12 protein-coding genes and 1 tRNA gene are annotated in these 15,286 nt (G+C 50.6%); 9 read left to right on the plus strand and 4 right to left on the minus strand.

The annotated features are described in order from the left end of the window. The first annotated feature begins 121 nt into the window (after positions 1–121). Positions 122–883, plus strand: a complete 762-nt coding sequence (locus BT114_RS14120) for an SH3 domain-containing protein (RefSeq protein WP_177247102.1) — start codon at positions 122–124, stop codon at positions 881–883. Positions 884–892: 9 nt separating this feature from the next. On the opposite strand, the gene BT114_RS14125 is transcribed toward BT114_RS14120, so the two are convergent. Then, on the minus strand, positions 893–1,792 hold the full coding sequence (locus BT114_RS14125) for a helix-turn-helix transcriptional regulator (protein ID WP_072327149.1): 900 nt from the start codon (positions 1,790–1,792) through the stop codon (positions 893–895). Continuing rightward, entirely contained in the window at positions 1,789–2,643 is an 855-nt protein-coding gene (fdhD, locus tag BT114_RS14130; protein WP_072327150.1) for a formate dehydrogenase accessory sulfurtransferase FdhD, read from the minus strand. Before fdhD ends, BT114_RS14125 begins: the two co-directional genes overlap by 4 nt. Before the next feature lie 91 nt (positions 2,644–2,734). Here fdhD and BT114_RS14135 point away from each other — a divergent pair, with 91 nt between their 5' ends. The 7 genes from BT114_RS14135 to BT114_RS14180 all read left to right on the plus strand — a co-directional run bounded on the left by BT114_RS14135 (position 2,735) and on the right by BT114_RS14180 (position 11,335). After that, positions 2,735–3,352 carry a flavin reductase family protein gene (locus tag BT114_RS14135; protein WP_072327151.1) on the plus strand — a complete coding sequence of 206 codons (618 nt, stop codon included), beginning with the start codon at positions 2,735–2,737 and terminating at the stop codon, positions 3,350–3,352. Positions 3,353–3,365: 13 nt separating this feature from the next. Further along, the gene (locus BT114_RS14140; protein ID WP_177247103.1) at positions 3,366–4,760 is read left to right on the plus strand and encodes a sensor domain-containing diguanylate cyclase; all 1,395 of its coding nucleotides are present in this window, start codon (positions 3,366–3,368) and stop codon (positions 4,758–4,760) included. A 662-nt stretch (positions 4,761–5,422) separates the two neighbouring features. Next, positions 5,423–6,367: a hypothetical protein gene (locus BT114_RS14150; RefSeq protein ID WP_072327154.1), complete on the plus strand. Its 945-nt coding sequence runs from the start codon at positions 5,423–5,425 to the stop codon at positions 6,365–6,367. After that, entirely contained in the window at positions 6,364–6,888 is a 525-nt protein-coding gene (locus tag BT114_RS14155; RefSeq protein ID WP_084662296.1) for a hypothetical protein, read from the plus strand. The genes BT114_RS14150 and BT114_RS14155 overlap by 4 nt, the downstream gene beginning before the upstream one ends. A gap of 647 nt (positions 6,889–7,535) precedes the next feature. Then, complete coding sequence (locus BT114_RS14165; RefSeq protein ID WP_072327156.1) at positions 7,536–8,630, plus strand: ParA family protein; 1,095 nt, start codon at positions 7,536–7,538, stop codon at positions 8,628–8,630. A gap of 1,069 nt (positions 8,631–9,699) precedes the next feature. After that, the gene (locus tag BT114_RS14175) at positions 9,700–10,179 is read left to right on the plus strand and encodes a hypothetical protein (protein ID WP_072327158.1); all 480 of its coding nucleotides are present in this window, start codon (positions 9,700–9,702) and stop codon (positions 10,177–10,179) included. A 205-nt stretch (positions 10,180–10,384) separates the two neighbouring features. After that, positions 10,385–11,335, plus strand: coding sequence for a hypothetical protein (locus BT114_RS14180; RefSeq protein WP_143142853.1), 951 nt, complete (start codon positions 10,385–10,387; stop codon positions 11,333–11,335). Positions 11,336–11,496: 161 nt separating this feature from the next. Here the strand turns inward: BT114_RS14180 and BT114_RS14185 are convergent. Beyond that, a tRNA-Met gene (locus BT114_RS14185) sits at positions 11,497–11,573 on the minus strand. A 235-nt stretch (positions 11,574–11,808) separates the two neighbouring features. Between BT114_RS14185 and phbB the strand changes: the two genes are divergently transcribed. Further along, positions 11,809–12,549: an acetoacetyl-CoA reductase gene (gene phbB, locus BT114_RS14190; RefSeq protein ID WP_072327160.1), complete on the plus strand. Its 741-nt coding sequence runs from the start codon at positions 11,809–11,811 to the stop codon at positions 12,547–12,549. A 61-nt stretch (positions 12,550–12,610) separates the two neighbouring features. On the opposite strand, the gene BT114_RS14195 is transcribed toward phbB, so the two are convergent. Beyond that, positions 12,611–15,277 carry a DUF349 domain-containing protein gene (locus tag BT114_RS14195; protein ID WP_072327161.1) on the minus strand — a complete coding sequence of 889 codons (2,667 nt, stop codon included), beginning with the start codon at positions 15,275–15,277 and terminating at the stop codon, positions 12,611–12,613. Between the last annotated feature and the right edge of the window lie 9 nt (positions 15,278–15,286).

A 15,286-nucleotide genomic window follows, 5' to 3' on the forward strand; every position in this document is an offset into this window, starting at 1 on the left:
CCTGCTGTGGTTATCCTTGACAGCTGAGCCGTAAGGAGCGCGGCAACCTCATAACAGAAAAGAACCCTGGCGTGGTTGAAGCCGGTCCAGGGCAAAGGGTATGGCAGGTGGACAGGACAAGATGAAAGGAACATCGAACAACACTTTGCGCTTGAAAACACGACTTGAACTGTCGAGCTGGAGCAATCTTTTATCGGTGCTGGTGCTGGTGCTGGTCATCGGGTTTTGCTCCGTTAGCGTACAAGCCTCTGAGACTGAAACTTGGCGAGTGAGTGTACCGGTGGGCAACGTGCGTGCCGCACCTCAGGGTGATGCTGCACTGGTGATCCAGCTGCCTGCAGGTACTCAGGTGGTTGAACTGGAGCGCAGCGGTGTCTGGTTGCGGGTTCGCTTGCCGGATGGCCAGGAAGCCTGGATGCATCAGGTGACCCTGACCCAGGCGGTTGAACTCTTCGGGCAGCCCCTGTTGAGTACTGATCGTGCCAGTCTGCGTGCTGCCATTCAGGCCGCCAATGTGGCGGTGGTGCGGGAAGTGGATGGTTATCCCTATGACCTTTATGACCCCTCCGGCTGGATGGCCGGTGCCACTGAAATGGCCGTGGGTTACACCCCGGGTCAACAGCAGTTTGCTGTGGCCGAAATCACCTTCCGTTCATTCAATGACACCGAACAGGTGCGCCGTATTGCCGATCAGGTCAGCCGCGAGCTGGGCCCCTGGCAGCGCGTGCTAGGTCGTCGTGCCGAAGGTCCGGTGGAGTTTGAATGGCGTCGCGGTGAACTGCGCATCCTGGTGCATCGTGGCTGGCCGGATACCACCACCTACCTGACTTATGAAGTACCGACCCGCCTGCAGGCACTGAACGCCCAGCTAGATAATCAGTGATCCGGCTTTTCAGCTGGATCGCTGCTCGCCGTTCCAGACCAGTTTGCCGCATTGGTGCAACTGGTAACCGGTCAGCTCCTCTGCTTTTTTGATGCCTTCCGGCCCTTGCAACCAGTCAAACAACTGCTGCAACAGGGTGCGGAAAAACACCGGCCGTGGCACCACCAGTTCAAACGCCTCTTCATACACCGGAATAAAACCCAGCCCCGATTCCATGGCTGCGGCCTGAGTGCCCGGCCCGACACTGGCCAGCCCACGGGCAATGGCCGATGCCGTTTCGCGCTCGGTTAAAGCCGCCTGGTTGGAGGTCAGACGCTCCACCGAACTGCCCTGTTGCCCCAGCCAGTCTTTCAGAAACCGCTGAGATCCCGCACCTTCCTGACGCAACACCCAGTGCTGCTGCAACAGCTCAGCGGCACTGGCGCGTTCCAGTCCCGGCTTCACCATCAATCCCTGCTGACGCCGGAACAGGTGCACCAGCACCCAGTGACGTGCACCGGTGTACTGACGCACCAGTGCCGGATGACGCAGGCTGCTTTCATCGGCCTTGCCCCAGTGCAGTGTGCAGCAATCCACCAGTCCTTGAGACAGGAGCGTCAGCCCGGCCTGGGTGCCGGTGGGCATGTAGCTGTACAGCGCCTGGTGTTTCTGTTCCTGCATGATGCGCAGCAAAGCCGCCTGCAGCAGTGGGTCATCACTGCCGGAAATCAGCAGTCGGTCACTCAACACCCCGTGATGGCTGGACTCCAGCAGCCACTGATCCACCAGCTTGCGCGGAAACAGCCACTTCCCGGTCACCTTGGTGGCTGGCAGGTGGCCATCACTGGCCAGCTGATACACCTTCTTTTCGTTCAGGTGCAGGTAATCAGCCACTTCCCGCACCGTCATGTAAGGATGGTTGTCACTCATTTCAGATCCCCCGGCCTTAATGCCGGGCGGGCATCCAGCTCCAGCCGCTGTTGCGCGGTGAAGGCCTGGAAATGCCGCCCCTTGGCGCGGGCCAGCAACAAGAGATTCAGACGGTTGGCAATCTCCAGTCCCATCTGGGTGGCACCGGAACGCGACAACACCACACTGATGCCCATCTGGGCGGTTTTCATCACCATCTCTGAAGTCAGGCGACCAGTGGTGTAAAAAATCGCCTGCTCTGGCTCCAGCCCTTTTAACCACATGTGCCCGGCCAGAGTATCCACTGCATTGTGGCGGCCGATATCCTCACAGAAGGCCAGCACCTCACCGGCTGCCGTGCAGATGGCACACCCATGAACGGCACCGGCATTGCGGTAAGTGGCGTTGTGTTCTTTCAGGCGATCCAGCAGCGCATAAACCTGTGACTGCTTTAACGTCCAGTCCGGCAGCTGCAACTGCTCCAGCCGCGCCATCTGATTGCCAAACACCGTGCCCTGGCCACAACCGGTGGTCACCGTGCGCTTGCTCAACAGTTCTTCAAGGTCTTCAACCTGGCGGGAAGTGCGAATCGCCGCAGCCTCCACCTCCCAGTCCACCTGAATGGCTTCAATGTCGGCCAGATTCTCAACCAGCCCCTGATTGCGCAGATAACCCAGTGCCAGCGCTTCCGGGTCTTCACCCAGCGTCATCAGCGTGACGATCTCACGCTTGTTCAGGTACAGGGTTAACGGGCGCTCACAGGCCAGCGCAATGTCCTGCCATTCGCCCTGCTCGTTCATCACCTGAGTGGTCAGGGTCAGCGGTGCACGAGCGCGGGACATGACGGGTAAACGGATCGGCGTTGCAGTCATGATGCAGAAAGCTTCCTGTTATGGGCATGGGTGGTAGGATAACAGGGATACCCGGAACACACAGCCACCTTGCCCGTTTGAGGAAAACGTCATGCAACTGGACATGCAACACATCAAGGCAGACACCTGCTACCACCTGATGACCCAGACCATCATGCCGCGCCCGGTGGCCTGGGTGTTGTCACAGAATGAAGACGCCGGCCTGAACCTGGCCCCTTTTTCTTTTTTTAATGCAGTCTGCTCAGACCCGCCGCTGGTGATGTTGTCTGTTGGCAGCAAGCCGGATGGTGCACCCAAAGACACCCGCCGCAACCTGATCAGTGGCCGGGAATTTGTGATCCACCTGCCATCCGTGGCTCAGGCCGAAGCCGTGACCGCCAGCGCCGCCACCCTGGCTTACGGGGAATCGGAACTGCCGCTGTGCAAGCTGCGCACGGTCGACTTTCCCGGTTGCCCGCTGCCCAGACTGGAAGGGGTGCCGATTGCCTTTCATGCCCGCTTGCATCAGGTGCACTACCTGGGCAACAAGGAACAGGCGGTGATCTACGCCGAACTGCTGCAAGCCTGGCTGGATGATGCAGTGATCACCGAAGACACACAGCGCGGGCGTTATCTCGTTGATGCCAGCGCCATCAACCCACTGGCCCGACTGGGTGGCGCAGAGTACGCCACGCTGGGTGAAGTATTCAAAATCAAACGCCCGGACTGATGATGAGGTCAGCATGATGGATCGTAAAGCACCCCTTGAAAGCCTGCGATTACTCTGGCAGCACTCGCCTGATTCGATGTTCATCATTCAGGTGCGGGATGAGCGTTTTTACCTGGCAGACTACAACCCTGAGCAGGAGCGTGCCTTTCCCCCTGGGTTTGATTTAAGCAAACCCCTGGATGAGCTTTTGCCCGATAATCTGTATCGGGATATCCACCGGCGTTATACCCAGTGCATCACCACCCGCGAGCCGCTGAACTACGAAGAGCCCGGCTTTGGTGATGATTATTGGCACACCTTGCTTGTTCCGCTGGTGGAAGACGATGGCTCGGTGCACTTTCTGGCCGGGGTTGCACGTAACATCAAAGACCTGAAACAGGCCGAGCTGCGCATTCAGGAATCCAGAGAACAGGCTGAACAGCTGAGCCTGCAGTATCAGCAGCTGAATGCCAGCCTGGAAGAACGCATTCAGGAGCGCACCCAATCCCTGCAGGTTTATGCACAACTGGAACGACAGCGTTCACTCCAGCTGAACCAGCTCAACCAGTTCCACCAGCAGGCAGAAGAGCTGCTGAAACAAATGAATGCCTGCAATAGCCTGGAACAGGCGCTGGACTTTATTGAGTACAAGCTGCCCCAGATGTTTCGTCCTCATCAGGTGCGCCTGGAATGCAGAACCCGACGCAGCGCTGCAAACAAACCCGAAACCTGGTGCTGGCCACTGCAGGTTGAAGACCTGCATCAGGGGCAACAAACACCGGCTTACCTGCACCTGGAGCCGGATGCACCCTTACAGGATGAGCAGCAACTGGAAGCGCTTGCAGCTTTTTTCATGAACACCAGCGAACGCCTGTCGATGAGCCTGAGCACCATCAAGCTGCGTCAGGATCTGAAGCGCCTGTCTTATGAAGATGGTTTAACCGGCTTGAAAAACCGCCGTTTCATGGATGATGCGCTGAGCCGGGAAATCACCCTGGCCAAGCGCCAGAAAACACCCCTGAGTGTGCTGGTGTGTGATATCGACCACTTCAAGCGCTTTAACGACCAGTATGGGCATGATACCGGTGACTTTGTACTGCGCAGCCTCGCTACAGCCCTGCTGGAACACTTTCGGGAGACTGACTTGCCCTGCCGCTACGGCGGTGAAGAGTTCGTGATCATCATGCCCGGTGCAACAGAAACCACCGCCCTCAAGCGGGCTGAAGAACTGGTCAGAAAACTGGCTGGGCGCAACATGGTTTACCAGGGCGCAAGCATCGGACAAGTGACCATCTCCATTGGTGTGGCCAGCTGGCCCGGTAAGGCACTGACCCCTGAAGGACTCCTGAAAGCCGCTGATCGCGCCCTGTATCAAGCCAAACAGAATGGTCGAAACCGTGCGGTGCTGGCACAGAATCAAAATGCCTGACTAAACCCACACAAGACAAAAGGATGACCTGCCGGAGTTGTACACAGCAGGCATCTTTGTTAAAAAACACCAAGGCAAGGACACACCCACCTGCAGGATGCGAAAAAACATTTCCATTTCCTGGGGCGGTAGCGTGGCAAAAATCACCAAGTATGAGCCTGTTAAACCCATAAATCTTTTTATATATACATCGCTGTAGCGAATAAATAAAGAAAAAACAGTAGGCTGTTCGAATAGGGCTAAAATAGTATCAAGCATACGGACAAAAACTGCATGCGCAATCATTAAAGAGGGAGTTAGTATGTGTATATCAAAGAAATTAAAGTGGCGCTACTGAAAAAAATTACATGAGTATACTGGGTGGTTGAATTTTTTTTGGAATAAAAGAGAGGGGAGGCTGAAAAATGCGAAACTAAAGATTGTGACGGGACGCAGATGTTGGTGGTGATGTTGTAAATTAAGGCGAAGACTCTAAAGAATATATCTTTCCAATCTGCTATAGCAGTAATAATAAAGCAGAATATTAATAATGTATGCTTGCTCCATTTTGGTGGACAGCTTCTCTACGAATCCGCGTGTGCTGAGAGTATTAGGTTTGCTTGTCATGTACTCTGCTACACTGATACTCATTAAAGATAAAATTTTCTATTATGGAAGGATGAATGGACGTAAAATATTTAGGTTTTTCACTAGAAGCTTCAAGCAGCGTAATAACAGTGAAGGATCTTATGGCTGAGATTTGTAAAAGTAGCGGGGAGAGCAGCAATCTTAAGCCTATTGAAAGAAAGATTTATTTGAATGATGATGATGATAAGTATTATAAGGGTTTGATTATAACTATTAAAGACCAGAAAAAATTCTGCAAGCTGATTTCATCGGAGGATGGGTTTAAGATAAAGGTTGAAAACCTTAAAGGTGAGAATAAGTTGATGGACTTCAATTTCTTTGTTGTTAACAAGGAGAATAATATTGGGCTTTATCAACATTACTTTCAGTCGTGTTCACTTATGGTCTTTGGTGAGTACCTTAAACATAGTTATAGAATGATCAGGGATGGTAGGATTTCAAAAGAAATCGAGAAAATAAAAATCTTAAATCAAGGGGTAGTTGATTATTCTGAAGAAAAGAGGGTAAGAAAGAAGTATAAGTCAAAATTGGATTTTCATGCCTTGTATCGAAAAGAAGACATTGAGGTAATACTTAAAGAGTTTAAAAAAGTTAAAGCATTTGAATATGAGTATGCTTATTTGACCCCTGAGATAATTGCTGCTACTCCCCTTTCATCTTACGTGACAAAGAAAAAAGAAAAGGTCATTTTTTCAAGGGGTTACTCTTCAGCGACTTTAGCTACGGCAATCTCTAGCGCATTAAACCGGTTTTCTCCTAAGCGTGGTAAAGTTTTTGTTGAAGATGCTGAGGGTATCGATTCGGCAATCCAGATATTTAATATGCCCGACTGCTTTGGTCAAGAAGATTATGATGATGTTGCAAATAAGTTAAATTCACTTGATGTAAATGAGTTTCAAGATGCTGAATACATTAATGAGCTGATTGATATATGTGAGTCGGAAGATTATGAGCACATATTTAAATCTGAAATAAAATGATTAAAAGAATTGTAGTTATCGTGATTTCTTCGATTATGATTGCGGCAGCTTTTTATGCGCTCGCTATTTTTTTTATTTGTGATCAGATGCATAACAAAAAAATATTTTGTTATGGTGTTGCAGAATTTGGAGAGTTTTATTCTAAAAACATTAGAGGGCATCTATTTGCTGGTTTTTTAGCGCTGGGAGGCTTTCTTCTATCGTTAAAAACATTTATTATAGTTAATATGAAGGAAAATGTTTACGACAACGAGCAATACAGAGAGAATTGGAGGGGTCAGAAAAAACACGATGACACATTAGAGTTGTATGGCCCTTTGAAAGAGCTAAGTGACTTGCTTTATTATGCAATAATTGCAAGTTTCTTTACTGCTATTTTGCAAATGACATTGGGTTTGTATGGTCACTGGTTTACTGCAATAATATGCTCTTGGAGTGCTTTGCTTTCTGTAATGCTGATTATCGATAGTCTTAGGATAATAAAAAGAAACTTGGATTCTTGGTTTGACTCAATAAAGTAATCTGGCAAGTAAAATCTAGTGACGGTCACGCGCATTTGATTTTAGTGTTCAGCTGCAGAGAAATCACCGAGACTATATATTTTGATCGATTTTTTTCAGGCAAAGGAGGCCTTGGAATTGCCCAGTTCAAGCACTACGACTACAATCAGATGTTGATGGAGGTGATTAACTACTTGGATCAGATCCGTCTGGTACATACGAATTTGCCCTAGATTACCTGACCTCTGAAAAGCGCAAGCTCTCTGCTTTTCACCAGCCCTACAAAAACGATGCTGAGAGTCGCCCAGCATATGATCCGCCATCCTTTAAAGATCATCGCATCTGCCTACCCCAAAGGCATCACCTCCAACCGCGAATCCAGGGTGCTGCGATGCCAACATCATCTTCAAAGCAATGTCATGTTACTCGGTTGTGCACTTAACCACCATTGCTCACTTTGTCAGTAGTATAAACTCTGGCTTGCAGATGCCAAAGCTTGAAAAGGCCATAAATACAGAACCAGTCAAGGGTTGCCGACAAATACCGGCAATCAAAAATGTGTAATACAGAGCGATCTGTTGATAGAGAAATCTGGCTGAACAGAGGTTTTTCTACAAGTTCGCTATATAAATCTTTGATTAGATGTCTAATTTATAGGGCGTGCAAAAATGAAAAAAGTGATCTCGATTTTTAATAACAAAGGTGGAGTTGGGAAGTCGACTATTACTTGGAATCTAGCCGATTCTTTAGGGCGAAAAGGTAAGAAAATCCTACTCTTGGACTTCGATCCGCAATGCAACCTTTCCATTGCAATCCTTGGCGAGAATAAGTTTGTAAAGCAGTTGCCGACTCAAAATGTACCATATGGAACAACAGTGAGATCATTTCTTCAGAGATTTCTTCAGAATACAGGGGGGGAAGAAATATTTTTACATAAGGGGCATAATACATCGAAAAACGTTGACATTGTGGCTGGCGATTTTTGGCTAAACGTTTATGCTGATTCTCTAAATGTCGGCTCCGATCTGCTTTCTGGTACCGGCTTGAGTAGATATATTGCGATACGAAAAATAATACAAATGGCAGAGGAGCAGAATGGTCAAGAATATGATTATATTTTAATTGATCTACCGCCTTCATTCGGGTCATTAGTAAGGGCTGCATTTTATTCTAGCGATTATTATCTTGTTCCATGTACTTCCGACAATTTTAGTGTTTACTGCTTAGGCCTAATCGGGCAAATGGTTCCAAATTTTGTCAAAGATTGGGAAAGCGGATTGGATCGCTTCAGGGATTCGAATCCGCACTTCAGTGAGTTTGATGGATTAGGGAAACCTGTTTTTGCGGGCTGGATATTCAATGGGTTTGATACTGCTAGGAAAAGGCGGACGCGTCAGGAGATAGATGCAGGCACGCCCCAAGGAGAAAAAGAAATGATCCAAGCTGATGAGACCATGCATGACAAAATTACTAACGCAGTAGCTCGGGATCTATGCGATCAACTTAAGAGAAAAATTAAAAATTATGATCCGGTGGCAAATATAGATAGCCCACACATGAGGATAGGTGATATTGAGGATGCAAACGTACTCGCACAAAATAGTCTTTGGCTAAACGTTCCACTTGGCCGACTCGAGCACTATGATCAAGTCGTCAGCCTGCAAGATCGTCGTAAGTGGGCACACAATCAAATTGAACAGATTCAGTTACTTGATTCAAAGTTTTCCGATATGGCGGATAACGTAATTAGAATCTGTTGCTGAAATACAGATAAAGGTTATTACGAGGTTTGGTTGCATCGGTTCAGGCCAGTGATTTGGTAAAGTATTCAGATTGCTGCCGCAGTATCAGGCTTTGTTTTAGATGCTTGCCAGCATCAAGCGGTTGAGCTGCTGCGGGTAACACAGTCAAAAATCAGGAGTCGCTGTCCAGTTTTATGCCTTTATCGGTCATTGGCTCAGCCAGTGGGGGCGGCAGTTGTTATATTGGGTGGTGGTGTCAATAACAAAGTTCGGCAATTCGACGCTTGCGGCGGCGAATGTCCTTTCTGTTGCACTGCAAGTCCACCGCTGTCCGCGTCGGCTAGAAGTCAATACTCAGGAGAAATCACTTGTCTACATGTCCATTTTCTGTCGTTGAGTCGCGTTGGTGGTCAAAAGGAAATCACAGTGTTCGACCGCTCTTTGAAGCTGTCGCCTCGATTCAATACAACAATCCGAATTGCTTTACTACGATATGTTTGCAGATCGTTCTTCGCTTTCTACCATTTTGAACATGCGCGGAAATGATGGACAAACAGAAGTCCTCTATCTGGCAACGCACGGTGACGCAAATAAGATTGGCCCAAATGCTGCAAATGCAATCAGTCGGGCAGAGTTCAGAAATATTTTGGCATCAGCGAACAGGTTCTCTCAGATCAGGGGGGGTTCTTGGGACATGCCTAACTGGGAATGCAGGAGCTGCGAAGTTCTTTCTTGAGAACACAAACACCGGGCTCGAATGGTTTGCGGGTTATCGAGACTCCGTTGACTGATTGACGGGTGCGCAATCGACATGATCTTCTTCTCAAAATTGGCCGAGCTTTACATCGCCAACAAGAGCAAGAGGAAAGGGAAGTTATCTCCAAGAAATATGGCGCACGCAGCGGCGTCTGCTCTGGTGAAACTGGTTCCTGGTGCTCATTCGACCTACGGCTTTAACATCTACTTCCACGAGAACCAAAAACTCACCAGCATGTTCTCATAGCAAGTAATATCTAGCACTTGCTCCAAATGGACTGACCTACGGCCAGCCACTTAAGTCAAACGTTCGGAATACAAGGAGGAAGCGGTCATGGCTGAGGTCTATGTGGCCGTAATAGCAGCCACAATTTCTGTGGCCACGTTGATCTGGAATCTCGCAACCACACGCATTTCGCGTGCTCTTGTCCTCTCTGCTGAAGAGACAGCAAAGCGTGCTGAGCTTGTGCGTCTGCATGGCTTAGAGGCTGTAGATGAGTTGTTGTTGGTAGTATCTAAGATGATAGGTGCGGTAGGTGGTCTTGGTTTTTTGAAAAAATACGGAGCTGAATTAGATCCGACAAAATCAGGGACACAGCAGCAACTAAAAACGATTGGGGAGGAAAGATCGAATATGGTAAGAGTTCGAATTACATCGGCTCCTTACCTAGATCATGAGTTGATAGGTGAAATCGATAAAATTCTTGCTGCAACAGCATTCATTGAGTTTGATAAGATCGAAGAAATAGAGTCTCAGCTCCACAGCTTTGTCAATCGAACTGCCCAGTATGCTCGCTGTAAATATCTTGGGTAGGTGGATAGAAATACCGAACACCTATTGAGGCTCTCTTAATGTGGTGGTTCACCACTGCCAGACCAGGTTGCTCCTTGCAGGTCGGTCTGGGGCACTAGATATTCATCGATTGGCCAGTATCTATCCGGTTTAAAAAGTGGGTTGCTTTACATGCCCCGTTAGCTTCAGGTTCAGTGTACTGCAACAAAATTTTTAATGGTGATTAGTGAGTCAAGTTGAATTTCTGGATTTTATCCCTTCGGTGATGTCTGCAATAGCTGCAATTGCAGCGGCGGTTGCTGCAATTGTTGCCTTGACTGTCAGCCGAAAAGCCAATGCATTGGCTGAGAAAAACATATTGGCTACCCACCATCATGCTGCTGCAGTAGTGCTTTCAAGTTCAATTGATGATATTTCAAAGTCCACCAGAGATTTATCGAAGATCTCTTACGACTTGAGGGCGGACTGGCCGAGAGAAATCGAGTCAAAAGACGACCGTTCTAAAGGTGGCAAAAATCCCAGGCCCTTGCGACATGTCCTGGTAAACGGAAGCAGGATGCTGGCAAGTCATAGTGTTTTACAGGGCAAATGGACCAGGCAAGTACACCATTCGATGTTTTCTATCGTTAGGGATGGGATGGGCTACCTGAGTGAGGATGAATATGATGCCTTGCTCAAGAAGGCAGACGGTACGTACAGTGACTTCGAATGTACATTTGGTTCCCCTCCGGCAAATAAAATAATTAGTGAATCTGATGCTTTCAGGTGGGTGATCTATCAGCTGGCAAAGCGTGTCACTAGCGATGATTGGCGTGAAATATGGAGTGAAGCTTGGTTAACTGGTGGCTGGCTTGATCGTTATCGGGCTGAATTTTCAAAAGTTCGCCCATTTTTAGAGCAAACGCTGTCTTCGTTGAGACAAGAAAAGAATAGAATTGAATATAGCATTCTTCCTCTTTCAGCCAATCCAGCACTACATGAAAAATACGAAATGGTGTTGGCTAAATTGGATGTTTTATTAGAGTACTGTGATTTGGATTTAATGGAATCTTATAGAGAATGGGATTATGAAGAAGATTTGAGCCAGTTTGTACTCTATTCAATGGGGATGGCGTATTTGACGGAAAATATTTTAGATTCAATTAGCTCAGGAAAAGAGCTTCCAGATGATTTCTAGCAAAGAGCTTCAGACGATTAAAGAGCTTGCCCCGTGTTAGCGGCCGGCCGGCCCTCTATAGTGCTTTATGTTTTTCTTCTGTTTTCACTGCAGGCTCTGACTTTCACTCAGGCAATAAAAAAGGCAGATCAACTAAGTCATTGATCTGCCTCTATTTATCTTGGTAGCGGGGGCCGGATTTGAACCGACGACCTTCGGGTTATGAGCCCGACGAGCTACCAGGCTGCTCCACCCCGCATCAGAAGGCCACCATTATAGGGCCTTTTTTGCCTTTGTCAACATGATACTAATGCCACTATGCAAAAAGTGGGTAAGGGTGTAGTTTGTAAGGAGAGGGTGTCATAAAAACAAAAACATCGACATTCAGAATGTTTTGCAGGGCCGTAATAAAACAATAAATGCGGTTCGGGTTTCAGGTTCCTTTCATTTCCTGTTCCGGGTATGAAGGGAAAAATCAACAGAGGGAGTTTGCTATGCAGAAACGTGTAGCCTGGGTCACCGGGGGCACCGGTGGCATTGGTACAGCCATTTGCCGTTCACTGGCTGATGCCGGGTATCAGGTGGTGGCTGGTTATTCGAATCCGGAGAAGGCCAGCGCCTGGCAGCAGGAGCAGAAGGCCGCCGGTTATGAGATTGGCATCAGTTATGCGGATGTCACCGATTTTGAATCGGTCACCAAGAGTTACCAGGAGATTCAGCAGCAGTTCGGCCCGGTGTCGGTGCTGGTGAATAATGCCGGTATCACTCGTGACGGCATGCTGAAGAAGATGACGCCCGAGCAGTGGCATGCGGTGGTCAGCACCAATCTGGACAGCGTGTTCAACACTTCACGCGCCTGTCTGGATGGCATGCTGGAACAGCAGTATGGTCGCATTGTTAATATCTCTTCCATTAATGGTGAGAAGGGGCAGATGGGCCAGACCAACTATTCAGCGGCCAAGGCCGGTATGCATGGTTTCACCATGGCACTGGCGCAGGAAACGGCACGCAAGGGCATCACCGTGAATACCATTTCACCGGGTTACATTGCCACGGACATGATCATGAAGATTGAAGAGAAGATTCGTGATTCGATTCGTGCACAGATCCCGGTGGGGCGTTTTGGTGAGCCGGAAGACATTGCGCGGATTGTGGTGTTCCTGGCGGATGAGGCATCCAGCTTCATCACCGGTGCCAACATTTCTGCCAATGGTGGTCAGTTTATCCACGCCTGATGGTTGAAGCATGAAAAAACCGGCGCAGCCCGAAAGGTTGCGCCGGTTTTTTTTATGGCTGTCAGTGGCTGCAGTAGTGGGCCACGGATTGTTGCAGGCGTGTTCCACCGGCACCGCTGCGGCTGCCACCCAGCTGTTGCCAGTGCTGGATCAGTTGGCAAATCTGCTGGTGGGGGTTGTGATCCTGTTGCTGACCCAGCCCGGCATTCATCAGTTCAACCTGCAGTTGCAGCTTGGCAGCCTGTTCTTCAGCGGCAATCGGGTAGCCGGTGAGCAAGTCCAGTTGCAGCAGCAGGCGTTGTGCAGCCTGTTGATCTTCAGGTTCGCCCTGTTCCGGCAGTTGTGCCAGCAGTGCCTGCAGTTCTGCGCTGGAGGCCTGGCGCTGTTCGGCCAGTTGCAGTTGGTCCAGTTCCATCGCAAAGGCGGTCAGTTCGGCTTCCCAGCTGTTCTGCTCACGTTTGGGCACCTGGCGTAATCCGGCAGCCTGACGGAACAGGCGGCGGGCTTCCTGCAGCTGACCCTGTTGCATGGCTTCACGGGCGGCCGCCAGTTGTTCCAGTGCCGTGGTGAAGCGCTGGTTACGCTGCTGTTGCTGGTTGCGGCGTTGTTCATCACGCAGCTGGAACAGCGCATCACAGTGGCTGCGGAAGCTTTTCCACAGCTGGTGTTCCAGACTGCCCGGTGCACTGCCGATTTCACGCCACTGTTGTTGCAGTTGTTTGCTCTGTTCGATGGCGGCCTGCAGGTCTTCCGTGGTCAGCAGGGCTTCGGCCTGGCGGATCAGTTCACGTTTGTGTTCGGCGTGCTGCTGACGCAACTGGTGCAGTTGATCGCGCAGGGGTGTCAGTGCCTGCTGGAAACGATCTGCCAGGCGTTTGCCTTCCACCCGGTTGACCGGTGAAAAGCGGTGCCACTCGTCATGAATGCCGGTGAGTAACTGGTCCAGTGCGGTTTCATCCAGATTCAGGTGGCTGTTGCTGCTGGCCAGTTGTTCCAGTTCATCACAGATGATGCCGCGCTGCTGCTGGTTGTGTTCACGCACCTGGGATTGTTCGGCAAACCAGGTGCGGCAGGGTTCATAAGCCAGATCAGCAGCCTGCTTGAAGCGCCCCCACAGGGCCTTGCTGGCTGCGGCTGAACCCAGTTCACGCCATTCCTGTTGCAGTGCCTGAATGCGATCCGCCTTGGCCTGGGGGGCCATGTCCTGATCAGCGGCCAGGGCTTCCATCTGTTCACACAGGGTTTCACGTTTGGGTGCAGCCACAAAACCCTGCCAGTCGCGCAGTTCTGCCACACGTGCCGTCAGGGATTTGAAGCGGTTCACCAGTGCGTGGTGAGTCGGCAGGCTGTCAGCCAGGGCCTGCAGTTGCTGGTGCAGTTTCACGGCCTGACGGCTGTTGCCTTCATCCAGCAGTTGTTCCAGGCGTTCCAGTTCCTGCTGCAACTGGCGGGTGTCCGGCTGAGTGCGGGGCGTGGTTTGCGGGCTGCTGGTGGTCTGGGTTTGTTTCAGGCAGCGGCGTGCCTGTTGTAGCAGTTCCGGCGTGTCCAGCGTGGCAGGCCAGCGCAGTGAAGCCAGCAGTTGTTGCAGGCTTTTGATGTCGGGTTGTTCGGCATCCAGCAGTTGTTGTAATGCCGGTTGCAGGTTTTGCCACTGGGTCAGGGCATTGCAGCATTCACTCAGCTGCTGATGCAGTTGCTGAAAGTGTTTTTGTGTCTGGGCTTCGGCCTTGATCACTGCGTAGGCGGCTTGCCAGCTTTGCTGCAGGTGATGCAGTTGCTGTTGCAGTTCGTTGCTGCTCAGTGGTTGCTGTTCACCTTGCGGTTTGTTGAGCAGTTGTTGTTCCAGTTGCTGCAGTTGTTCCAGCAGTTGCAGTTGGCTGTTGCGGGCGGCCTGCTGGGCCTGAAGCTGTTGCAGGCGTTGCTGTTCTTCCTGACGCAGTTGTTCAGCGCGGGTTTCAGCCTGCTGGTTCAATCGGGCAAAGTGTTGCTGTTGCTGCACGCTGGCATCCTGCTGCAGGTTTTGCCATTGTTGTTGCAGGTGTTCCAGGCGGGCGGCAAACAACTGGTCATCGCGGCCTTCGGTCAGGCGCGCCAGTTGTTCCAGTAGCTGGTTGCGCTGGGTTTCCGCTTCGGCAGCAGCCTGTTGTGCGGCACGCAGGGCAGCCAGACGTTCACGTGCCAGGCGCTGAACCCGTTTGTCGCCCTGGGCTTCACGCATCAGTTTTTCCAGTGCGCTTTCACTGGTGATGCGTTCGGCAGCCTGCTGACGCACACGGGCCAGACTGTTGCTGAGGGCAATCTCCAGCCAGTGGTGTTCTTCGGCGTCCAGTTGCTCCAGCAGTTGCAGGCGCAGTTCCAGGGTTTCAGCGCTGCGGATCAGCTCCAGCAGCAGTGAAGGGTGGCGGATGCTGCTCAGCAGTGGCTGATCGGCAGCATCAGGTGCACTGAGCTGGCCGGCCAGAAACTGGCTCAGGGTGCGCGACAGGTGGCTGTCATCCTGCAGGCTGTTGAGTAGCTGAATCAGGCGTGATCGATCCGGAAAGCGCGGCAGGGCCTCCAGCATCAGGCGGGCATCGTCTTCCTGCTGCAGCCAGTTGATGAAGTAATCCTGCTGTTGGGGATCATCAAAATCCAGCCGTTCAACTGCCAGCAACCGGATGCTGCGGTTTTCGTGTTCCAGTGATGGCTTGAAGAGAAACGGTGCAATTCGGATGAACAGCGCATTCATGACGTAAGA

The sequence above is a fragment of the Marinospirillum alkaliphilum DSM 21637 genome (assembly GCF_900119735.1).
Lineage (GTDB): Bacteria > Pseudomonadota > Gammaproteobacteria > Pseudomonadales > Halomonadaceae > Marinospirillum > Marinospirillum alkaliphilum.